17 protein-coding genes are annotated in these 21,675 nt (G+C 65.6%); all 17 read left to right on the top strand.

Annotation, left to right across the window (positions count from 1 at the left end):
• The first annotated feature begins 23 nt into the window (after positions 1-23).
• The 17 genes from NSO95_RS15160 to NSO95_RS15080 are packed head-to-tail and all read left to right on the top strand — an operon-like array spanning position 24 to position 21,671.
• The gene (locus NSO95_RS15160; protein ID WP_257597173.1) at positions 24-704 is read left to right on the top strand and encodes a hypothetical protein; all 681 of its coding nucleotides are present in this window, start codon (positions 24-26) and stop codon (positions 702-704) included.
• The gene (locus NSO95_RS15155; RefSeq protein ID WP_257597172.1) at positions 701-1,660 is read left to right on the top strand and encodes a prolipoprotein diacylglyceryl transferase; all 960 of its coding nucleotides are present in this window, start codon (positions 701-703) and stop codon (positions 1,658-1,660) included. Before NSO95_RS15160 ends, NSO95_RS15155 begins: the two co-directional genes overlap by 4 nt.
• Complete coding sequence (locus NSO95_RS15150) at positions 1,657-2,919, top strand: Pvc16 family protein (protein WP_257597171.1); 1,263 nt, start codon at positions 1,657-1,659, stop codon at positions 2,917-2,919. Before NSO95_RS15155 ends, NSO95_RS15150 begins: the two co-directional genes overlap by 4 nt.
• Positions 2,916-4,787: an ATP-binding protein gene (locus NSO95_RS15145; protein ID WP_257597170.1), complete on the top strand. Its 1,872-nt coding sequence runs from the start codon at positions 2,916-2,918 to the stop codon at positions 4,785-4,787. Before NSO95_RS15150 ends, NSO95_RS15145 begins: the two co-directional genes overlap by 4 nt.
• A complete protein-coding gene (locus NSO95_RS15140) occupies positions 4,784-5,074 on the top strand; it encodes a hypothetical protein (protein WP_257597169.1) in 291 nt (96 codons plus the stop codon). Before NSO95_RS15145 ends, NSO95_RS15140 begins: the two co-directional genes overlap by 4 nt.
• Positions 5,071-6,459 (top strand): eCIS core domain-containing protein, encoded by a 1,389-nt coding sequence (locus NSO95_RS15135; RefSeq protein ID WP_257597168.1) that lies wholly within the window; start codon positions 5,071-5,073, stop codon positions 6,457-6,459. The genes NSO95_RS15140 and NSO95_RS15135 overlap by 4 nt, the downstream gene beginning before the upstream one ends.
• Positions 6,456-6,791 carry a hypothetical protein gene (locus NSO95_RS15130; RefSeq protein WP_257597167.1) on the top strand — a complete coding sequence of 112 codons (336 nt, stop codon included), beginning with the start codon at positions 6,456-6,458 and terminating at the stop codon, positions 6,789-6,791. The genes NSO95_RS15135 and NSO95_RS15130 overlap by 4 nt, the downstream gene beginning before the upstream one ends.
• The gene (locus tag NSO95_RS15125) at positions 6,791-10,543 is read left to right on the top strand and encodes an eCIS core domain-containing protein (RefSeq protein ID WP_257597166.1); all 3,753 of its coding nucleotides are present in this window, start codon (positions 6,791-6,793) and stop codon (positions 10,541-10,543) included. Before NSO95_RS15130 ends, NSO95_RS15125 begins: the two co-directional genes overlap by 1 nt.
• Positions 10,543-11,196: a hypothetical protein gene (locus NSO95_RS15120; protein ID WP_257597165.1), complete on the top strand. Its 654-nt coding sequence runs from the start codon at positions 10,543-10,545 to the stop codon at positions 11,194-11,196. Before NSO95_RS15125 ends, NSO95_RS15120 begins: the two co-directional genes overlap by 1 nt.
• Before the next feature lie 13 nt (positions 11,197-11,209).
• Positions 11,210-11,518: a hypothetical protein gene (locus NSO95_RS15115; RefSeq protein WP_257597164.1), complete on the top strand. Its 309-nt coding sequence runs from the start codon at positions 11,210-11,212 to the stop codon at positions 11,516-11,518.
• Positions 11,515-12,687, top strand: a complete 1,173-nt coding sequence (locus tag NSO95_RS15110; RefSeq protein WP_257597163.1) for a hypothetical protein — start codon at positions 11,515-11,517, stop codon at positions 12,685-12,687. The genes NSO95_RS15115 and NSO95_RS15110 overlap by 4 nt, the downstream gene beginning before the upstream one ends.
• A complete protein-coding gene (locus NSO95_RS15105) occupies positions 12,687-13,199 on the top strand; it encodes a phage baseplate assembly protein V (RefSeq protein WP_257597162.1) in 513 nt (170 codons plus the stop codon). Before NSO95_RS15110 ends, NSO95_RS15105 begins: the two co-directional genes overlap by 1 nt.
• On the top strand, positions 13,196-13,531 hold the full coding sequence (locus NSO95_RS15100; RefSeq protein ID WP_257597161.1) for a hypothetical protein: 336 nt from the start codon (positions 13,196-13,198) through the stop codon (positions 13,529-13,531). The genes NSO95_RS15105 and NSO95_RS15100 overlap by 4 nt, the downstream gene beginning before the upstream one ends.
• On the top strand, positions 13,528-13,887 hold the full coding sequence (locus NSO95_RS15095; RefSeq protein ID WP_257597160.1) for a GPW/gp25 family protein: 360 nt from the start codon (positions 13,528-13,530) through the stop codon (positions 13,885-13,887). The genes NSO95_RS15100 and NSO95_RS15095 overlap by 4 nt, the downstream gene beginning before the upstream one ends.
• Positions 13,884-16,409 (top strand): baseplate J/gp47 family protein, encoded by a 2,526-nt coding sequence (locus NSO95_RS15380; protein WP_257597159.1) that lies wholly within the window; start codon positions 13,884-13,886, stop codon positions 16,407-16,409. The genes NSO95_RS15095 and NSO95_RS15380 overlap by 4 nt, the downstream gene beginning before the upstream one ends.
• Before the next feature lie 2 nt (positions 16,410-16,411).
• Positions 16,412-19,474: a putative baseplate assembly protein gene (locus NSO95_RS15375; RefSeq protein ID WP_257597158.1), complete on the top strand. Its 3,063-nt coding sequence runs from the start codon at positions 16,412-16,414 to the stop codon at positions 19,472-19,474.
• On the top strand, positions 19,467-21,671 hold the full coding sequence (locus NSO95_RS15080) for a phage tail protein (protein WP_257597157.1): 2,205 nt from the start codon (positions 19,467-19,469) through the stop codon (positions 21,669-21,671). Before NSO95_RS15375 ends, NSO95_RS15080 begins: the two co-directional genes overlap by 8 nt.
• The last annotated feature ends 4 nt before the right edge of the window (positions 21,672-21,675 follow it).

The raw sequence follows: 21,675 nt of genomic DNA, 5'->3' as shown, positions 1-21,675 counted from the left end.
GAGGCCACTTCGCGCCTGATGCCATGCTTCGACTGGGGGATGTCGCAAGGCGCAGTTCAGCGGCCGAGTGGGCGGTGCAGGCTGTGCTCGCCGGCTGGCCGGGGCTGGCGCGCACGCAAGTCGAGGCATGGCCGCTGGGCCAGCTTGACAATGCGCTGGTCGCGTTGCGCCGGACGCATTTCGGCGACGAGTGGGCATGCGAACCGCAGTGCACAGCGTGCGGAGAGACATTCGATCTTGAATTCGACCCCGGCACGATGGGGTTCGGCATCCCATCGGACTGGGAGCCGGGCGCACTTCCCACACGCGCAATCGAGTTTTCCGGCGATGCCGCGATCATCCGTCCGCTGATCGTCCACGACCTGATCGCCATCGAACGCTGTGCCCAGGAAGGCGACGCAGCAGCTTACCTCGCGGCCGCGCTTGAGGTTGCCGAAGAGAACCTGTCGGCTGCGCTGGAGCTGTCTGCCGAGCTCGATCCGCTGTCGAATATCTGGCTGGCGACACAGTGCCCCGAGTGCAGCGCGGAGCAGGCCTTGCTGTTCGATCCGGCGCGCTTCCTGGCCGAGGAAGTTGCGCGGCACGCGGATCGGCTGCTGGGCGAAGTGGCAGACATCGCCCAGGCCTATCACTGGTCGGAAGCCGATATACTTGCGATGCCCGCCGCGCGCCGGCGGTTCTACCTGACGCGGATCGCATCGTGAGCATCGTGCTGCGCCAGATCTTCCAGCGCGGTCGCGGCACCGCGCCGCTGGTCCGCCCGCGACCACCGGCACCTTTCGAGACGGGCATGGCGGTCGCAACGATCGAGCAGCCAGGATTCGAACAGTCCTTCGAAATCGAAACGGCGCCTTTCGCACCCTCCGTCGGGCCGGTTTCCCCGCCCGATACCCCGATGGCGAATGGAGCAAGGCCGCTTGAACCGGACTCTTCGGCCAACCCTCTCCGGGAAGCGGCCGGAGCGGCTGACCAATCGGGGGAAAGCGAGACGCGATTGCTGCCGCCTGCGGCTCTCGAAACCCTCGCACCGCGAGGCGTTGCCGCAATCGATACGGCCCAACCCGAAGCGCATCCGGTCAGCCTGGAGATCGAACGGGCCAACGATCACGCAGCGGAGCCCACGGCATCGGCAGACGACACGAAGGATGCCCAGACCGGTCTGGTTGCTGGGCCGAACATTGCCGTCGCACGTCGCTCCCTTGCTGAAATGCCAGCGGGTTCTTCGCAGTTGGTTGCGGCTCCATCCGCAAAAGCGATGCCGCCATCGGCAACGGCATTGGCTGGCGAGCCGTCTGGAGGCGAACCTGCGGACCGGGCAGTCGATGCGGCCAAAGCGGCAGTGATGGAAGACGAGCCAGCCGCCCAACAGACCCCTGCCGCACGCCACGACGCTTCCAGTCCAATTGCCGAAAGCAAGACCCTGACGGTGCCGGCGAATCCTGCGCATGGTGATCGGATCCATCCGGCCGCACCACCCGCGCACAATTCAGGACCGTCTCCCCGTAGTATTGCGGCCCCTGCACCAACACCGCCGCCGGCCATCGAAATCCGCATTGGCCGGATCGATGTCACCGTTCCACCGCCAGCTACCCCCACCGCCCCCCGCCCAGCCGAAGTAGGCATGTCGCTCGACGCGTTCATCGCGGAGACACGCCAATGAGCGATGCGTTGGCGATCGGGGTGGTATCGGGCGCGGTCAGCCGGCGGGTGTTTGCCGCCGCTTCGAGCGCGGTGAGCGATGCCGATGTCCGGCTCGGCCCGCCGACCGCAAAGCTGGCGGAAGACAACGATTCGCTGGTCAACATCCATCTCTATCGCGTCGAGCCCAATGCCAGCCACGCCAACGAGCACCTGCCGACCCGAACCAGCCGGACACAGGATCTCGGCCCGGCCCGGCTCGCGCTCGACCTGCACTACATCCTCAGCTTCTATGGCGATGCGAAGAAGTTCGTCCCCGAGCGCATGCTTGCCAATGTCATGCTCGCGCTTGAGAAAGTACCGCTGATCACGCGCAACACGATCGACGCGGCAATTGCTGACAGCAGCGAGCTGACCGGCGCAGACCTCGGCGAGGCCTTGTCGCGCGTCCACCTGTCGCGCGAACTGATGTCGATCGACGACTTCTCCAAGATCTGGTCGATCTTCTACCAGGTCCCCTACACGCTCTCGGTCGCCTATCGTGCGAGCCACGTCGCGATCGAGACCGAGGATGTCGCACGGCTGGCAATGCCGGTGGCGCGGCCGGACGTCTGGGTTTCGCCGCTTTCCCGCTTGCGGCTCGACGCGATTTCGGGCGTTGCCGACCGCAATTCCCCGGTCGCCTGGGGCACCGACGCAAGGATTACCGGCGATGGTCTCGCGCAGTGGGGCATCGGGCTGACGATCGACGGGATCGAGTTCGACCTGGCGGATGTTGCCCCCGGTCCCGACCAGATGACGATCAGGCTGGAAGCGGCCCGGCTTGGCGGGCAGGAACTGGCCATCGGAGTCCACGCCCTGCGCTTGCTCGCCCCGGTGCCTGCGGGGCAGCCGGCGCATCTGCGCAGCGGGACGCAAAGCCTGTCCTTCGTGCTCCCGCCTTCGATTGCGATCGCTCAGGTGACCGCGACCGGCGGCGGTGCTACGCGCAACGGCAAGATTACCCTGACGATCGCCCCCAAGGTCGCAGAAAGCCAAAACGCCGTGCTGGTGCTCGACCGTCGCGATCCGGCGGACCCCGGGCAGCTGAGGCTCGAGGCGAAGCGCACCGGTGTCGCCTTCCCTGCCGCCAGTCTCGAGTTCCCGTTCACCCAGCTCAAGACCGGGGATTATCTCGCCCGGCTCGATGTCGATGGTTTCATCAGCCCGGTCGCGCTCCAGACCGACGCTGCGCAATCCGACTTCGGGCAGATCGTCGGCCCGCTGGTGGCGATCGCATGAACGACGCAGCATTCCATCCCCTGCACGAGGCATGGCCGGCGGTCGCCGCCTGGCTGGCCGGAACACGCGACGCCGACCCGGTCTCCACAAATGCGGACAGGCTGGCGGCGCGGTTCGGGCTCGGCGAATTCGAGCGCAACGTCTTGCTGCTCGCCGCTTTCGTTGCACTGGAACCCGAGGCCGGCGACCGGCTTGCGCAGATCAACGGCAGCCCCGAACGCCGCCAGCTGACGCTAGGCACGTTATTGTCGCAAGTACCGCAAGCGAACTGGCGAGCGCTGGCGGCGGATGGGGGCCTGCGCCGCTTTCGCCTCATCTTGCTTTCACCATCGCCCTCGTTTGTCGGCCAGCAGGTGACGCTTGCGGAGTCGGTGCTGTTCTACCTCCTCGGCAACCCGTCGATCTCCCCCTCGCTTGCCGATATGGTGGCGGTGGTGGCCGACGCGCCGTTGATGTCCCCGGCGCGCACAGCCGTGGCCAGGCGGCTGGAAAACGGCAGCAAGGGCGAGCCCTCGGCACTGACCCTCCTCACCGGCCCCGACCCGGACGGCAAGGTCCACGCCATGAAGGCCGCCTGCGACGCGAACGGTGACCGCCTGTGCCTGCTGCATGCATCGCTGATTCCGGCTGCAACGCAGGATCTGCTCGGTTTCGCGCGCGAGCTCGAGCGTGATCTGACGCTGGTCGGCGCGCGGCTGCTGATCCGGATCGACGGGGCAGGCGACGATGCAGCGACACGCCAACTGGTGCAGGCGCTGGCCATCCCGGTCACGATTGCCTGCGACGAACCGCTCGTCTTCCCCGGCAAGTCGGCGCGGCGCCTTGCGATGCCGCACATGACGGCATGCGACCGGACCGATGTCTGGCGCGGATTTCTCGACACAAGGCGCAAGGGAATGGCTGGCACGATTGCCGAGCTGGCGAACAACTTTGCGGTCACCCCGGAGCTTGCCGCGCTGGTCAGCCAAAGTATCGGCGAGGCACCGCCGAAGGGCAAGAAGGCGATTCGCGACAAGGTGTGGGCGACCTGCCGCGAAAACATGCGCCCGCGTATGAACGAGCTGGCGGAGCGGATCGAAAGCACTGCCGAATGGGAAGACCTGATCCTCCCGCCGCGCGAGAAGGCGCTGCTCCGGCGCCTGACCGACCAAGCGGGCCAGCGGGCGCAGGTCTATGAAGAATGGGGTTTCGGGGCGAAGCTGCAGGATCGCGGGCTAGGCATCAGCGCCCTGCTCAGCGGCCCCTCGGGCACCGGCAAGACCATGGCCGGGCAGATCATTGCCAACGCGCTCGAACTCGATCTCTACCGGATCGATTTGTCCGCAGTCGTTTCCAAATGGCTGGGGGAGACCGAAAAGAACATCCGCCGCCTGTTCGATGCAGCCGAGGAGGGCGGCGTGGTGATGCAGTTCGACGAGGCCGACGCCCTGTTCGGCAAGCGGTCGGAGGTGAAGGACAGCCACGACCGGCACGCCAATATCGAAGTGAGCTACCTGCTCCAGAAGCTCGAATCCTTTCGCGGCATCGCGATCCTGACGACCAATCTGAAGGACAATATCGACCAGGCGTTCATGCGCCGGATTCGCTTCGTGGTCGATTTCCCGTTCCCCGGGGCGGCCGAGCGCGAGCGCATCTGGCGGGGCATGTTCCCGACCGATGTGCCTAAGGCCGGGCTCGACTTTGCCCGCCTCGCCCAGCTCAACGCAACCGGCGGGACTATCCGCAACATCGCGCTCGCGGCTGCGTTCGACGCGGCGAAGGCCGGCGGACCGGTGACCATGTCCGGCATCGCGGCGGCGGCGCGGGTCGAATACACCAAGGTCGGGCGCATGATGACCGACGGCGAAACCGCCGGGTGGGCCCGATGACGCCCGCGCCCGCCATATCGCTCGATATCGAAGAGCTTGGGATCAATGGCTTGGGCCGCGCCGAGGCGGTTCGGCTCGGCGCAGCGCTCGAGCGCGAGCTGCACGCTCAGCTCGGCGATACAGCTGGTCTTTCGGCACCGGGGCCGATCGCGCTCGACCGGTTGCAGATCGCGTTGCCGCAGCGCGCTTCGCCCGAGGCGATGGCGGCGGGGATTGCCCGCCAGCTGGTCGGCGCAATGTCTGCGCCCGGAGCTTCGCGCAAGACTTCCGGAGGAGGTGCACCATGATGCAGGCAACCGCAGGCCGCTCGCCCGCGCGCCTTTCGCCCAAGGCGATCGCCGGGTTCGACAGCGGAATGGAGCACGACGGTGGCTCGGGTCCATTCGCCAGCCTGTCGCGCGTACCCGCCGCTCCGCTCATCCACCGCAAATGCGCCGCCTGTTCGCAGGAGGACGACAGCGCGATGTCGGTCAGCCCCAAGCTGGAAGTCGGCGCGATCGACGACCCTGCCGAACGCGAGGCCGATGCGATCGCCGACCGGGTGATGGCAGGCGATGCTCCGTCCAGTGCCGCGAGCAGCCCGACGCCCCCGACTGTGCCGGTTGCCCGCGCCAAGCCCGCAGGCGGCACCATGCCGGTTGGCGGGGCCGCCGCCAGTGCCGTCGGCGCTTTGGGTGGCGGCAAACCGATGCCCGCAAGCGACCGCGCCTTCTTCGAGCCGCGGCTGGGGCAGGACCTCTCGCATGTCCGCCTGCACGACGGCCCCGACGCCGAAGCCGCCGCCTCTGGCCTCGGCGCGCGCGCCTTCACCATCGGCAGCGACATCGTGTTCGGACGCGGCGAATACGGCACCGATCACACCGCGCGCCACTTGCTGGCGCACGAACTGGCGCATGTGCAGCAAAACGACGGCGTGATGCGGATGGCGCAGCTCGACATCGTGGATGCGGGGATGGCGGGTCCGCTCCTGCCAGATCAGCGCCGGGCAGCGGTATCCTGTCCGATCAATTGCAGTGGAACCGACATCGGGACGTTTCACGCGATGCCGATCTTTTACAGCACATCAAGAGGGTCCCCGCTGGGCTCGAGCGCGGGGGCCAATGGTGTTGGCGCTGCACTGCACTTCATAAGAAATAGCACAGCGATCCCTAGTGGCAGCCGTTGCAGCGGATGCAATTCGTGGGAAGTCATTCAGGTTATCAGAAGCAACGAGCCAGCTGACCCTCGCGGCAATCAGAGCTTTGTCGACAACGCAAATACGGATGGCAACCCGTATTATACGCAGATTGGTTCTGGTGGCCATGGCTTGCACACCATAGGTCCGGCATCGATGTTTCCGGATGGCGGATCGCAAGTCGATACCGCTGTTTCACTCTACGACATTCCCTACCGGAATGAAGCCCACCTCTCAGCGATTAGGGGAACCAACTTCTTCTGGGAAGGCGAGGCGTGCGTCACATGCCGTCATGGCGGAACCGTGGGCAGTCCTGCTCCGGACCAGATCCTCGGCTGCGTCAAATACGGTTTTACCCGCCCTTGGCTCAGCGCGAGCAATAGTTATGGCGACGCAGTCGCGACAGGGCCTACATGCGGCGCGAGCCCTACGCAGCATTTCATCGATACGCTGCACAGCGACCCGACCACCAGCGGCAAGTACTGGTTCAGGACATGAACGAAGGCCAGCCGAACGATCCGAACGGGATGGCGCTGCATGAGCGTCGGGCATTGCTCGCGACTGCCTATGCGCACGGACAAGCCATCTCCCAACTTGCCTTGGTTGGAGACAACATGGCGGCAATTGAAGCCTACGTTGGCCGACAGCAAGAACTAACCGTGAGCCAAGCTCCAGCAGGGATTCTCCTTACCTTCGACGATTGCGTGTGGTGGGAAATCACCGTCGGCGCAGGCGGAACGATACTCGGAACTTCGCAGAGCGGCTACACACCCCTGATGGAAAAGCTCGGGATCGACTTTTCCGGTGCGCCTTACGTGGCAGGCAACTGATGAGCGCCGCCGCCCTCCGGCCCGCGCAGGCGAAGGCCCCTGCGGCGGCGGCACCCGTGCCCGTCGTGGCGCAGGCGCTGGAATCTCTGCAGCAGGACAGCGGGCCGGTCTCCTCGCTCTCGCGCATTCCGATCTCTGCCCCGCCCGCTCCACCGCCCCCGCCGTCGGTGAGCCGGGCATCGGGTGAGGCTGTCCAGCGCAAGTGTGAGACATGCGATGCCGAGGAGAAAGAAGCGTCGACCAAGGTCCGTACGCGGCTCGAAGTCGGTGCGGCGGACGATCCGTTCGAGCACGAGGCCGACGCCATCGCCCATTCGGTGATGGCGATTCCGGAAGGCGACCTGATCGGCTCCGCACGCGATGCAACCGGTGCCGCTCCGTCAATCCAGCGGGCCTGCGCCGCCTGCAGCGCGACACGGGATGAACATCTGTCGGCCCGCAGGATCGAGGAGGAAGACCTCGCGGCAGAGATCGTCCGCCGCCGAACCGACGGGCAAATCGCCGATGCTGACGAGAGCGAAGCCCCGCGCATGCGCGGCGAAGCCGAGAGCGATGGGCCTCCCGGGCTTGCCGCGACATCGGGCGAACTGACCACCGGCGGCTCGCCGCTGAGCGCATCTGCCCGGCAGTTTTTCGAGCCCCGCATGGGCCGCGACCTGTCGCATGTGCGGGTCCACTCTGGCCACGCGTCATCCGGCTTCAGCCAATCGATCAGCGCGCGCGCCTTCACCTACCGCAACCACATCTGGCTTGGTCGCAGCGAACGCCACGAGATCAGCTTCACCATGGCGCACGAGCTGGCCCATGTGTTGCAGCAGACCGCACCCGGACCGGTGGGTCCGGGTGCGGGTGCAGCATCAACGGCCCAGATCGATACCAGACCGGCGATACGCCGCGAAGTTCTGGACGAAAAAGAACCCTTCTTCTTCCCGCGCAGCGCGATGGATGCCCGTGCATTGCACACCCAGAAGCACAACGAGGCACAGGATGCGCTGAGGGGGGTCAAGGCGAACAAGGGCATGCTGACCGAAGTGCCAATGCCCGGCGCGGATCGCAGTTCAATTGATATCGGCGAGAAGTACGGCTTTGCAGATCTCTATTTCGCCGGAACCAAGAGCAGCCCTGCGGATCGCAAGCCCGCAATCATCGGGGTCCAGGCGGTCAAGGGTGGTGGCGCGAGTCCCAATGCCTTGGCCAACTTCACCAATACGCTCGAGCCCGACACAGTTGCCGGACCTTCGGGACCGATCACCGTTACGAAAGGCCCCCGCATTTCGTTTGCCGGAATTGGCGGAGTAACCAGCCTCGAAAGCGCACGCGCGCCGAAGATCGACTGGGCGGGCGGCAAGCTCGACGATACCGCCGACATGCCGACGAACATCAAGCTTGGCGAGATCAAGCCGGCACATTCCATCTCGTACCGGCAATCGGGGGTCAAGCAGCTCAAGAACTATGTCGAAGGTATCGATGCCGCAGCCGAAGCCACCAACCGGCTGTTTCCCGGCACCGGCTGGGTACCGTTTACCAAGCGGATGATGGGCAGCGAGCTGGATCTGCCGAAGGATTGGGATCCCTCGAAGACCCATACCACCTGGCCGGAAAAGGACATCGAACTGCGCTGGTCGCAGACAATCAAGTTCGATGACAGTTCGACCAAGCGGGTTCCCGGCACCGCTGGCCCGAGCAAGTCGGTGCCCAAGCCCGCCAAACCCGATACCATCGACGGTCGGTGGATGATCGCCCGCGGTTCCCGCCGCAAGGATGGCGGTGACGGCGTGTTTGTCTATTACCTCCACCCCAAGCCAGCCGACCTACGCAAGGCGCTGAAGAACGGGAACGTTTCCAAGCATTTCGAACGGCGGCTAGCCGACGTGCATCACATACCGGCCAAGCTTCGCACGCCGCCCAAGAAGGCGTCATCATCTCCGGCCAAGCCCAAGCCCCGCCTGCTGAACGCGCGGCCGGCCATGCCGTTGCTGCGCCGAAAGGCGATGGAGGACGATTTCTCGGCGGCCAAATGGGAAGCTTTCCGCCGTGGCAACAGGTCCCTTCCGGAGGAGTCGCGGAACAATGTCCTCGACCAGCTGCACGAGATTGCGCCGCAAGATATTCTCGCCCTGGTCAACCGCAATGCCGGCCTTGCGAAATGGGCCAAGGACAATCCCGACAACGCATCAATGCCCTCCGATATCACCAGCGAAGCGTCTGGTTCGAAGGCGCTGATCGATTTCAAGTTCCTCCAGAAAGCGGCGTTCTGGACCGGAGATTCAGCCCGGTTGATCGGCTTGCTGCGGGACAAGTTCGGCACGATCGTGGTCAAGGGCATCAACAAGTTCGAGGAGTTCAAACAGAAGGTCAGCGACAAGATCGAGGCGCGCAAAAAGAAGGCGCTCGAACGCGACAAGAAGAAGCGCGGCGGGATCATGCTCAAGGCCGCCAAGGGAGTGATGGCCGCCCTGCTCCCGCTCCTGGTCATGCCGATCGTGCGGCAAACCTACGCACTCATCATGAGCTGCGTCGAAAGTGGGTTCAAAGCGAAGTTCGAAACGCTCCTTCCCGAGGAGGGACCGGTCGCGGACCTGCAGCAGATGGCGACCGACATCCAGGCGCGCATCGAGACGATGGCTACCGAAATCGAGGCGACTATCGACGCCGCCGTCACGAGCATCGTCGGGGAGTACGAGGGCAAGGTCGAGAAGCTCGTGGAGGACAGTCAGAACGTCCTCGCGGTAATCGGGATGATCAAGGATATTGCCAATGGCCTGCGGATCGGTGCGTGCCTGATCTCGCTCGCCACCGCTCCGGAAACGCTTGGACTCGGAGCGGTCGTGGGATGCGGTCTCGCCGTCGCCGACTGGATCCTCGGCCAGCTAGGCATCTCGCCGATCGACTATGTCATCGCCAAAACCATCGAAACGTGTCCCAACAAGAACGCAATCGGCAAGATTATGGCCGGCTTCGCGATCCTGCAGGAAATGCCGGCCGAACTCGCCAAGCTTTCGGTGGGTGAGATCAAAAAGGCGCTCAGGGCATTCGTCCCGGGTGAGATGCTCGGCAAACCATTGGGCGATCACGCCGCCGAGCTATTGTGCGATGAATCGAAAATCGCGGCCAAGCCGGAGCCTTTCACGCCGATCGATTGCGGCTCGGCAGGCGGGGATAGCGGCGGTGTGCCCGATCTGCCTCAAGACCTTGTCGACAAGACTTTCAAGGACGGCGATCCGATCACCGACGGCGAACGGGTGCATATGGAAGGACGCGAACAGCAGGTCCCGCCGCGAGCCGCGAGCGCCGTGACCGGGGACCCGGCGAGCGAAGGCGGGGAACAGTCCGACGCGTCCGGCACGGCAACCCGTGTGGTCACCAGAAACGACGGTGTGCAGGTTGGCGAAGGCACGCCGAAGGAATTTCACGGCTTCTTCGTCCACGGGATCGAAAGCGGATTCCCGAGCGAGTATGATTCGAAGAAAAATGGCGGCAAATGCTTCCCCAAGAAGGTGAAGTTCTCGATCCATGACTCTCACGGGTTCCATAGCATCGACCGGGTCTACGATGTCGAGATTTGCAAGATTTATCGGCCTGACAGTCCTGCATACCCGAAGACCCCAGTTCGTGTCGCGGTACGCTTTAGCATCAACGAGGCTTTCACCATCGTCGATGCGGCGACAGGCGCGAGAAAGGTCAGCTATGCGGTGAGAGCAGGCGACCAATACGGGGCCTGGATGGCCGAACGCAAGCCGGAGGACAAGTGATGACCACCTCCTTCCCCCTCTCTCCCAAGGTCATGCGCGGCGCGATCGTCGGGATCGATATTTTCAACCCGATCTCGTCGATCGCGATCTTCCAGTACAATCCGGAGCAGCTCTCGCGCTCGCTCGCCCCGCAATATGGCGGCGGGGCCGGCGGCGGAGCCAAGTCGGAGCCGCTGCGGCTGGCCGGGCCGCCGCAGGAAACCATCTCGGTGACGCTCAAGATGGACCTGATCGACCAGATGGAAGAGGGCGAGAACGGCCCGCTGGGTGCCGGGATCAGCGGCAATCTCGCCGCGCTGGAGATGCTGGTCTACCCGAAGTCCATCGCCGTGGCGATCAACCAGGCCCTGCTGGTCGGCGGGATGATGGAAGTCGTCCCGCCCGCCGCACCGCTCACCCTGTTCATTTACGGCCTCACCCGCATCGTCCCGGTGAAGATCGAGAGCCTGTCGATCACCGAAACCGCGCACGACGCCAACCTGCACCCGATCCGCGCCGACGTCTCCGTGAGCATGAAGGTGCTGACCTATAACGATCTGTCGATGACCAATCCGGGGTACTGGGCGTTCATGGCACACCAGGTGGTGAAGGAGACCCTCGCCACCGTCGCCAGCCTCAACAACGCCGCCGAAGCGGTCGGGATCGACCTGTGAGGAGGGGGGCGCCATGATCGGCAAGGACAGCCGCTATGCCGCAATCCCGGTTCGCTCTCGCACGCGGTCGGACGGATCGGAAGTGCGCCATCTGCGGCCCGTCCTGCTGCCGCACTACGAAGACGTGCCGATTGCCGCCAACCACCGGGTCAAGGACAGCGAACGGATCGACCTGCTGTCGGCGCAGTATTTCCGTCAGGCGACCGCATGGTGGGTGATCGCCGCCGCCAGCCCGCACCCGCATCCTGACGCGGTGCTCGGCGAGCCGGGAGATACGGTTGCCATCCCGCTGCTCGGCGCAGGGGAAGTGGGTCCGCGATGAGCGCGTTCGGCAATATTCTCGGCATCAGGGCCCTGCTGCAATTCGGTGTGGGTCCGGTGCTGCTGCCCGCAACGCTCGACGTAATGGAAGCCATCGTCGAGCTGGAGCTGGAGTGCTCGGTTCGCCGGCCATCGGTCTTCAGGCTGGTGCTCGCCGCAGGGAGGGGCGGTCCGCTGGGGCTGCTCGGCGCGCCTTTCGTCGACGATCCGCGTTTCCAGAGCGGTGGCCGCATCGCGGTCTCGATGATCATGGGGGTCAAGCCGGTCCCGATTTTCCACGGGCTGATCGTGCGATCACAATATATCCCGCCCAACGATTCACATGACGGGCGGGTGGTGTTGCTCGGCCGCGATCTGTCTGAGCTGATGAACCGGACCGAAGTGCAGACCGAATGGCCGGCGCTTGCGCCCAACCTGATCGCCATGGCGATCCTCGCGCAATATGCGACTGAAGGCATCGTGCCGATGGTGCTGCCGCCGACGATTTTCGAGCAACCCAACCCGGTCGACAGCACCCCGCAGCAAAGCGCGACCGACCTCGCCTATCTGCGAGACATGGCCCGGGCGAACGGCTACCATGCCGCGCTCCAGCCCGGCCCCGCGCCCGGAACCTCGACCTTCTACTGGGGGCCGCTCCCGATCCCGGGCCTGCCGCAGAAGACGCTGAGCGTGGACCTCGGCCCGATGTCCGATGCCTTCGGTGTCACCATCACGCATGACGGGGACCAGATCACGTCCGCCAGTGCGCGCGTCGTGGACCGGATGACCGGCGCCGACATGGAAGTAGCCGTGCCCGGTCTTCCCGGAGCGCCGCAAGGCGCGGTTCCCGAATGGGCGACGCGCGCGGGCAGCCTGCGCGAGGAGCGCTTCGCCGCTTCGGGGATGAGCGCGATGCAGGCCGCTGCGGTTTCGACCGCAAGGCTGCAGGAAACCTCCGAGAACGCGGTTGTCGTGACCGGGACAATCAACAATGTGCAGTACAACGACGTCCTGCGCCCGTTCCAGCAGGTCAATATCCGCGGGGTCGGGGCGATCTATGGCGGGCTGTATACGGTGGCGGAGGTGCGCCACGCCATCCGTCCGGGCGACTACAGCCAGACCTTCCGCTTGCAGCGCGGTGAACTCTACCCGCTCGCCCCGGTGGTCCCGCCCGAAGTGGAGGTCGTGTGATGCGGAACTCCCCGAAAACTTTCTTCGGCAAGTATCGCGGCACGGTTGAGAATGTCATCGACCCATTCGGCATCGGGCGCATCCAGGTGAGCGTGCCCGACGTCTATGGCGACGGCACCATGGCATGGGCAATGCCGTGCTTGCCCGGAGCCGGCCCCGGCGTCGGCCTGTTCTCGATACCACCGGTCGGGGCGATGGTGTGGATCGATTTCGAGCGCGGTGATCCGCAGTTTCCGGTTTGGTCGGGCGGTTTCTGGGGACAGGGTGACGCGCCGGTCGCCATCGGACCGACCAACCCAACCACCCACGCCTGGGTGGGTGAGAATTTCACGCTCGAGTTCAACGACACCATCGGACTTGTCGCCGCGAAGCTGAGCGTCACGACGATGACCGGCGAAGCCCTGATCGACATCGGCCCGGCGGCGGTCGAGATCAGCTTCTCCGGGAGCAGCGTGAAGCTTGCGGCAGACGGGGTTTCGATCAACGGCACCAACCTCAAGGTGCTGCCATGAGCAAGCCGGTCGTCACCCAGCTCACCCAGACCCAGTGCCCGCATGCGGCGATGGGGACGCTCACGACATCGACCACCAAGGTCATGATCGACAACGCCCCGGCGCTCGCGCTGGGTGACAAGGGCACGGTCGCCGGATGCCCATTCACCCTGCCCAACGGCAAGCCCCAGCCCTGCGTCACCGAGATGCTGCTCGGGATTTCGAGCAAAGTGATGGCCGAAGGCAAGTTCGTGCTGCTGCAGAACCCTTCCGACCTCTGCTATTCGGTCGAGAACATTCCGCAGGGGCCGGTCGGCTGGACCAACATCCAGATGAAGGTGCTGGCGGCATGACCCACTTCGCGTTCCCCTATGCCATCGCCCCCGACGGCTCGACCCGCAGCGCGGATGAAGACCGGCACATCGTCCACCTGATCGAGCAGATCCTGTTCACCCGGCGGGGGGAACGCCGCAATCGCCCCGATTTCGGGGCGGGCATCCATGAAATGGTGTTCAGCGAGAACGCGCCGGAGATAGCCGCCGCCGCGCGCAACATGGTGCAGGCTTCGCTCCAGCAATGGCTTTCCCCGCGGATCGAGGTGCGAGCGGTCGCCGCCGAAGCACGCGAGAACCTGCTGGCCATAACGGTGCAGTATCGCCGGACCGACGAAGAGAATCTGCGCTCCGTCACGCTGGAGCACGCGTTGTGAGCGGCCTCGTCCAGCACTGCGGCACCAGCCTGCGGCGCCAGCGGGTCGCGGCGAGCAACGTCACGATCGGCGGGCTCGAGATCAACGGCATCGATTTTGTCGAAGTGATCGACATCGGCGCGCCCAGCGAAGACCTGCGGCAGCGCATCCTCGAAGTGAACTTTCTCAAGCCCGACGGGGTGAGCGATGCGGGGGCAGCGCTGCTCGCGACCGAGAACTTCGCGATCGAAGGCGGCTCGCGGGTCACGGGTGTCGAGGTAACTTCGGTCGAACTGGGCGCAGCGCCAACGCAACTGCGACTGACGCTCGACCGCCGGGGCGATTTTTCCCCCTATGTGCTGCGGCTCAAGGCTAGCGCCGCGGTCGACACACCGCCCGCCAACATGGATCCGCGGCTGGCCGAGGTTACGATCTTCTTCAAGGTCGAGTGCGCGAGCGATTTCGATTGCGTCGACGATGAGGATACCGGTCGTTCGCGCGAAGAGGGGCCATCGCTCGATTACCTGACCCGCGACTTCGAAGGCTTCCGCCGACTGATGCTCGACCGGATGGCGGTGACCGTGCCCGACTGGCGCGAGCGCAATCCGGCGGATCTTGGAGTGATGCTGGTTGAAACGCTCGCCGACGCCGCAGACCGCGCAAGCTGGTTTCAGGATGCTGTCGGGACCGAGGCCTATCTGCGCACCGCACGGCAGCGCCAATCGCTGCGCCGCCATGGCCGGTTGCTGGGCTATCAGCCCGATGAAGGAAGCAATGCCCGTGTTGCAGTGGCAATCGTTGCCAAGTCAGACCATCTCGCCGGCGATCCCGCGATACCGAAAGGTGCGCGGTTCCTCACCGAGCCTGCAAGTGGCGCGCTCGGCCTCGCTGCCACTCTGCCGCGCGAGCCGGAAGCGATGGAAGCGCTGGTCAACGGCGGGGCGATCGTGTTCGAGGCGATGCAGGATCTGCCGACGATCAAGACCGTTCGCAACCGGATGCTGCTGCACGACTGGGGCGACGAGGCCTGCTGCCTTCCGGTTGGTGCAACCGAGGCGTGGCTGCGCGAAGCGAGCCCCAAGCTCGATCTGGCGGTTGGCGATCTGATCCTGTTCGAGGAACTGATCCCCTTCGGCGGCGCGCCCGGCGATTTCCCCGATCGGGCGCATCGCCAACTCGTACGGCTGACACAAGTCGAGCCGGGAGTTAAGGACGCCGTCCTCAATCTCGATCTCGTCCGCATCGCCTGGCATCGGGCCGATGCGCTCGCCTTCCCGCTCAGCCTGCAAGGCGATGCAGCCAATCCCGGCGCGATTGCGATCGGCAACATCGTCCTCGCCGATGAAGGACGAACACTCAATTTCACGCAACCGGCAGCAGCTGCGCCGGAAGACTCGATTGCGCTGGCGACCAGCGGTGTCGGCGGGGTATTGCCCGACGACGGTGCCGGGACCGCGATGCGCCGCCGGATCGCCAGCGATAGCCTGGTCCGCTCTCGCGGGTTCGATCCCGGGATCGCCGTGACCCTTCCCGCTGCAACCACCCTGGAACCGACCGGCGAGGCGGTCGCAGACGTGCAGTTGCTCGGCGGCGGCCAGTTGTGGGAGAGCAAGCCCGACCTGCTGTCGTCCGATCGCTTCGCCGCCAATTTCGTCATCGAACCGCGCGAGGGCGGCGGGGCCTATGCCCGCTTCGGCGACAATGTGATCGGGCGCGAGCCTGCTGCTGACACGCAGTTCAAGGCGCGCTTGCGGGTAGGCGGCGGTAGCCGCGGCAATATCGGTGCCGAAGCGATCCGTCATGTCGTGCTGGCCGATCCGTCGAAGATCGTGGCGGTCCGCAATCCGCTTCCGGCTCGCGGGGGGAGCGATCCCGAGAGCAAGGAAGCGATCCGGATCGCTGCGCCGCACGCCTTTCGCCGCCAGCGCCGCGCGGTCACGGCGCAGGATTACGCGCTGGCAGCCGCGGAACATCCCGATGTCGTGCGCGCCTATGCCCGGCGGCGGTGGACGGGATCGTGGTACACGATGACGCTGGCGGTCGACCTGGTCGGTGGGATCTCGATCAACTCCGCCTTTGCAGATTCGCTCAAACTTTTCCTTGAGGAACGCCGTCTGGCCAGCCACGACCTGCGGATCATCAATCCCGGTTTCGTCTCGCTCGACATTGCGCTGTTCGCATGCGTGAAGCCGGAGTTCTACGCCCCGGATGTGGAACGGGCTCTGCTGCGGGTGTTCTCTGCCCGCGCGCTCGGCAATGGCGAGCTCGGCTATTTCCATCCCGACCGGCTCGATTTCGGTGAGGATATCGCGCTTTCGCCGATCATCGCGCGGGCGATGCAGGTCGAGGGCGTGCAATGGATCGGCATGGCCGATCACCAGGGCAATCGCGTCGGACGGTTCCGGCGCATGGACCAGCCCGATTTCGACCATGACGACAGCGGGGCGATCCCGGTGTTCGACGGCGAAATCGCTCGGCTCGACAACGATCCGAACTACCCGGATCACGGCGTGCTGCGGTTCCATCTGGACGGGGGGCGCTGACCGTGCATCGCAAGCCATCGCTCGATATCTGCGGCGCGAAAGACCTCGATCCGCAGCGACCTGACAACCCGCCGGGCCGCAGCGAAGTCGACTACCGAATCGGCACGCAGCCGGAGTTCCTCGACCGCATGTTGTGGCGGGTTCCGCGTCAGGAAGTTCCGGCGCGCGACGGGGTCCCCGCGAGCCATCCGTTGCGCGGTCTTCGTCCGGATCGTGCGGGCGAGCCGACCGGGGGTCTCCTCGATGCCTTCGCCTGCACGCTCGATGTGCTCTCTTTCTATTCCGAACGGATCGCCAATGAAGGCTATCTTGCGAGCGCGCGCGAGCGGCGCTCGATGATCGAGCTGGCGGCGACGATCGGCTACAAGCTGGGGCCCGGCGTAGCTTCCGGCACCTGGCTGGCCTTTACCGTCGAGGACAAGGACGATCCGTTTCGCCGGGTCGAGATCGCGCCGGGCGTGCAGGCGGCATCGGTACCGCAAGCCAAGGACGAGTTGCCGCAGACCTTCGAAACACTTGAGCCGATCGTGGCGCGTGGCGAGTGGAACGACATTCGCGCAAGGACCACGCGCGACCAGCCGCTCGCAATCTACCGCAATCTTGCCGACGAGGACGATCCCGCCAACGGCACGCTGTTCCTGTTTGACCTCGACAACAGCTTCGACACCGACGACCCGGCGCTGGCCGGGCTGGTCGAGCTGGCCAGCGATGCGGCGCTGGAGCCGTATCACGCGGTCACACCCGGCCTCGACCTGTCCGAACGGCTCGCCCAGCGCATAGCCGACCGGGCAACCAATCCCGAGATCGAGCCGCTGCTCCGCGCAGTGCCGGTCAATGAAGTCTTTGTTCACGGGCTGGGTCTCGCGCTGAGACCCGGCCAGCGCCTGCTCGCAGTCGCCCGATCGGGCAGCGAAGGCGCGACCATCGCCGAACCCTATCGCATCGTCACCGTTACCGAGAAACGCGACTTCGGGATCACCACCCTCATCCTTGCGCGCCACGGCAATCCGCCCGACGCGGTGAGCACGCCGCCCCGATTCCGCCCTGCCAGACTGAAGCCGGGGATCATTCCCGCGCAGGGCCTGTCGCTCGCAAGCAGCACGCTCGATCGCTACGTCAAGGGCAACGCCTGGACCGGCGATGGCCTCAGCGCCTTCGTGCGCACCCAATCATGGTCGCGCACCAAGCTGATGGCGATGCTGCGCGGGCGGCTGCGCCCGGTCGTTGGGCCGGCGGGCGTCGGGGAGGTGCAGACCGGGCTCCACGCGATGAGCGAGGATGCCGGTTTCTTCGGCAATTCTGCGCAGCTGTGGGCCACAGTGTCCTTTGGCAGGAATGCCGACGGTACCGCGATCAAGGCCCCTTTCTCTCATGACTGGGACAGCACCCCGACCACGATCTGGGTCGACGCCAAGAACAGCCTTCTGCAGGGCGAGGCACAGGCCTATCTCGAACGCGAAGTGAAGGCGGTCCAGCCGGGGAGCTGGGCAATCCTCGAGAACGCGGCAGGCGAGTCGCTCGGGTTGCAGGTGACAGCCGCCGCGACCCAGTCGCGCGCCGATTATGCCATGAGCGGCAAGGCCACCGGTCTCGCCTTCGCCCTGCCCGACGGCACCCCGCTTGTCCCGCCGGCAAGCGCGGTGTCGAGCCCGCTCAACGCCTTCAAGGTGCGCAAGACGCAGGCGTTCCTCGCCTCGCAGCATCTGCCGCTTGCGGGGATACCGCTCGAGCCGGTGCTCGAGGCCGAAGTGCTCGAACTCGATCTCGACACGCTCTATCTCGACCTCGTGCGCGGGCGGCCCGTATCGGTTACCGGGGCGCGGGCCGATGCCGAGGGAATCGAAGGCAGCGAAACCTGCATCATCCGCGAAGTCCTGCATATCGACGGGGTAACGCGGCTGCTGCTCGAGGGCGCGATCATCCATTCCTACGAGCGGACCAGTCTGCGCATCAACGCCAATGTCGCGCTGGCGAGCCATGGCGAGCGGGTAACCGAAGTGCTCGGCTCGGGCGATGCCACCTTGCCGAATCAGAGTTTCGGTCTGCGCAAGATTCCCCTGACCTATGTTTCGGCGACCACAGCCAGCGGGCGGGCCTCGACGCTGGAGGTGAGGGTCGACGGCATCCTGTGGCGGGAAGTCGAAACCCTGTTCGACGCCGGGCCGCAGGACGCAGTCTACGAGACCGCGCTGGGCGAGAGCAGCGAGGTCACCGTGCGCTTCGGCGACGGGATCAAAGGTCGCCGCCTGCCGACGGGCGAGCTCAACGTCGCCGCCAGCTATCGCAGCGGCACCGGCTTGGCGGGCCATGTGCCCGAGCGGACGATCATCCAATTGAAGACGAAGCCGCTCGGCATCCGCTCGGTGTCCAATCCCTCCCCCGCAACCGGAGGGGCCGAACCCGAATCGCTCGACGATATCCGCGTGACCGCACCCAACACGGTCAAGACGCTGGGCCGCGTGGTGTCGCTGGCGGACTACGAAGACTTTGCGCGCAACTTTGCCGGAGTCGGGAAGGCCCGGGCGGAGCAGCTCTGGTCGGGCAGGAACAAGGTCGTCCATATCTCGCTCGCGCCGGAGGAAGATATCGAGCTGGCGGGCGATGCCGATCTGCTGTCCAAGCTCGCCGATGCGCTCGAGGGTGTGCGCGATCCGGCGCGCGCAGTGATCGTCCAGCCCTACGCCCGGGTCTATTTCCGCGTGAAGGCGAAAGTCTATGTCGATCGGGCCTATCTGCTGGCCGATCTCGAGCGCGATGTCCGGCTTGCGATCGAGACCCGTTACAGCTTTGCATCGGGCGCGCTGGGCGAAGCCGTTTCGTCGGCCGGCATTCTGGCGCTGATCCACTCGCTGCCCGGGGTGACGATGGTCGACCTCGACGGGCTCGAACGGATCGAGGGCGGCGACTTGGTGGACAGCTCGGTTCCGCCCCGTCTCGACAGCGTATTGCGTGCCGCATCGGCGCAAGGGCCAGGGCAGCGCATGACGGGTTCCTTTGCCGCCAGCGAACTGCTGCTCGTCCTGCCCTCGGCGATCGATCTGACGATGGAGTTTGCCGATGCGTGATCGCGTAACCTCCCCCCTGTTCGAGGCGATTCCATCCTACGCCCGCCTGCGCGACGGGCAGGAACAGCGCGCGCTCGAAGCGCTGCTGGCGCTCCTGACCGAAGAGCTCCAGATCGTCGAGAGGGATATCGACCAGTTGTTCGACAACTGGTTTGTCGAGACCTGCGAGGCCTGGGTCCTGCCCTATATCGCCGAGCTGATCGGTGCCCGCCCGATGCGCGAGATCGGTGACAGCGGGGCGGGCCAGCTCCGGGCCTATATCGCCAATGTGCTGCAATATCGCCAGGCCAAGGGCACCGCTGCGGCGCTGGAGCAGGTTGCGCGCGATGTCTCGGGCTGGCCGATCATCGCGGTCGAATTCTTCCAGCACCTGGCGACCAGCGAGAACGTCAACCATTTGCGCCCCAACCGGCAGGTGGTCGCCAGCGTCCGCCGCAGCGACGAGCCGCAGCTGGCGCATCGGCCATTCTCGCGCGCGAGCCACCTCCCTGCTGCCGGGCCGGTTACCGGCTTCAGCGGTCGGTTCAACATTCCTAATCTCGGGCTGTTCGTCTGGCGACAAGGCGCGCAGCCGCTGTTTCCGCTGATCAGCGAACCGAGCGGCTACCTCGGCGGTCCGGTCCCCTCGCTGGTGACCCCCGACGGAGCCGTGCGGCGATTCGACCCGCTGGGGCGCGACCTCCCGCTGGTGAACCTGCCCCGGCCCGACCTGACGATTGCCGAGCGAGTCTCGCCGCTGAACGTACCCGAACGGCTGCGCCGCGAGCCGCTTGCGGATGAACTCGACGGGCTCCGTGCGGGCAATGTCGAGACGCCGCGATGGTTCGGTGCCAACCCGGTGCTGCGCATCCGGCTCGATGGGGCCGAGGTTCCGACTGATAAGCTCCACTGCTGCCATTTGGGCGAGGCCAAGGACGGATCGATCCGCCAGCCCGGCACGGCGGGCCACGTGCTGTTCGATCCGGTACTCGGGCGTCTTTCGCTGCACGATACCGACAAGGCCAGATCTCTCGAGACCGGATTTGCCGCGCCCCAACCGTTCGACATTGGAGGGGGTGCCTACGACCGCCGCGCCTCGCTCGACAGCTGGTGGGACGATATCTTCGTCGTTGGCGAGCCCGCACCATGGCGAATCGGCGTGTCGAGCCGGATCGAGGACCAGACCAACGACCCCTTGCAGGGCGGACCGGTGGTCGGAACGCTGCGCAGCGCGATCCAGCGCTGGAATGCCGAGTCGGTCGTGGGGCAGCGCGGGATCATCGCAATTCTCGACAGCGGCACCTATCCCGAGGCGATCGGCGGGGCAAATGCGCTCGAACTGAAGAAGGGCTGCCAGCTGGTCATTGTCGCCGGAGGCTGGCCGGGAGTGCGCTCCCCCGATGGAACCTTTGAGCGCGACGAAGCCGGCCTGACGCCCGCACTGCGACGGCCCCATGTCCCCACGCGGCTCGGCATCAAGGCCGCCGCCAGCGACAGCGATGTGCCGACGCGACTGGTGCTGTCCGGTATTGCGCTGAAGGATATCGGGATTGCGGCAGGCGAAGTGCTCGACCGGCTCGACGTGCTGGATTGCACGCTGGGCGTCGACAAGGGCGAATTCGTGCGTGCGCTGTGGCTCGACGGGCAGGAAACGCTCCGGGTCACCATCGAACGAAGCCTTGTCGGGCGTCTCCGGCTCGACGATGTCGCTGCTCCGCTCTCGATCGCCGACAGCATCCTCGCCTTCGGGTCTGATCTGGCGCTCGGGGCGCAAGGCGTCCTGTCGATCCCGAAGGGCGATCTGGAGATAGCCCGCTCCACCATCTTCGGGCGCACGAACGCGCGCACCGTCGAAATGGAGAACTGCATCGCGACCGGGCGGATCGAAGCGGAGCATCGCCAGCAGGGCTGCGTCCGTTTCAGTTACCTGCCTTCGGATTCGATCGTCCCGCGGCGCTTCCGCTGCGTGACCGAAACATCGGGCGGCAGCTCGATGAAACTGCGTCCCTCCTTCGTCGGCGACCGTTTTGCCGATCCGGGCTTCGGTCTGCTTTCGCGCGGCTGTCCGCGCGAAATCCTCGAAGGGGCGGACGGCAACCTGGAAATGGGCGTCGGTTATCGCCAGCGGGTCCCGGCCCGACTGGCCAACCTGCGAGATGCAGCAGGGGAATACTCCCCCTTCGGTCTCTCGTGCGGCATCCATTTTGTTGATGAGTGAGGCT

It is taken from the genome of Parerythrobacter lacustris, from assembly GCF_024626475.1.
GTDB lineage: Bacteria > Pseudomonadota > Alphaproteobacteria > Sphingomonadales > Sphingomonadaceae > Parerythrobacter_A > Parerythrobacter_A lacustris.
The sequence above is the reverse complement of the archived record's forward strand: the minus strand, read 5'-3'. Positions and strand labels throughout refer to the sequence as shown.

What these genes read in the sequence shown, in the direction of transcription:
- NSO95_RS15095 (WP_257597160.1), top strand. Translation starts at nt 13,528, where the DNA reads ATGACCCACTTCGCGTTCCCCTATGCCATCGCCCCCGACGGCTCGACC.
- NSO95_RS15140 (WP_257597169.1), top strand. Translation starts at nt 4,784, where the DNA reads ATGACGCCCGCGCCCGCCATATCGCTCGATATCGAAGAGCTTGGGATC.
- NSO95_RS15100 (WP_257597161.1), top strand. Translation starts at nt 13,196, where the DNA reads ATGAGCAAGCCGGTCGTCACCCAGCTCACCCAGACCCAGTGCCCGCAT.
- NSO95_RS15125 (WP_257597166.1), top strand. Translation starts at nt 6,791, where the DNA reads ATGAGCGCCGCCGCCCTCCGGCCCGCGCAGGCGAAGGCCCCTGCGGCG.
- NSO95_RS15115 (WP_257597164.1), top strand. Translation starts at nt 11,210, where the DNA reads ATGATCGGCAAGGACAGCCGCTATGCCGCAATCCCGGTTCGCTCTCGC.
- NSO95_RS15080 (WP_257597157.1), top strand. Translation starts at nt 19,467, where the DNA reads ATGCGTGATCGCGTAACCTCCCCCCTGTTCGAGGCGATTCCATCCTAC.
- NSO95_RS15105 (WP_257597162.1), top strand. Translation starts at nt 12,687, where the DNA reads ATGCGGAACTCCCCGAAAACTTTCTTCGGCAAGTATCGCGGCACGGTT.
- NSO95_RS15145 (WP_257597170.1), top strand. Translation starts at nt 2,916, where the DNA reads ATGAACGACGCAGCATTCCATCCCCTGCACGAGGCATGGCCGGCGGTC.
- NSO95_RS15150 (WP_257597171.1), top strand. Translation starts at nt 1,657, where the DNA reads ATGAGCGATGCGTTGGCGATCGGGGTGGTATCGGGCGCGGTCAGCCGG.
- NSO95_RS15130 (WP_257597167.1), top strand. Translation starts at nt 6,456, where the DNA reads ATGAACGAAGGCCAGCCGAACGATCCGAACGGGATGGCGCTGCATGAG.
- NSO95_RS15160 (WP_257597173.1), top strand. Translation starts at nt 24, where the DNA reads ATGCTTCGACTGGGGGATGTCGCAAGGCGCAGTTCAGCGGCCGAGTGG.
- NSO95_RS15110 (WP_257597163.1), top strand. Translation starts at nt 11,515, where the DNA reads ATGAGCGCGTTCGGCAATATTCTCGGCATCAGGGCCCTGCTGCAATTC.
- NSO95_RS15135 (WP_257597168.1), top strand. Translation starts at nt 5,071, where the DNA reads ATGATGCAGGCAACCGCAGGCCGCTCGCCCGCGCGCCTTTCGCCCAAG.
- NSO95_RS15120 (WP_257597165.1), top strand. Translation starts at nt 10,543, where the DNA reads ATGACCACCTCCTTCCCCCTCTCTCCCAAGGTCATGCGCGGCGCGATC.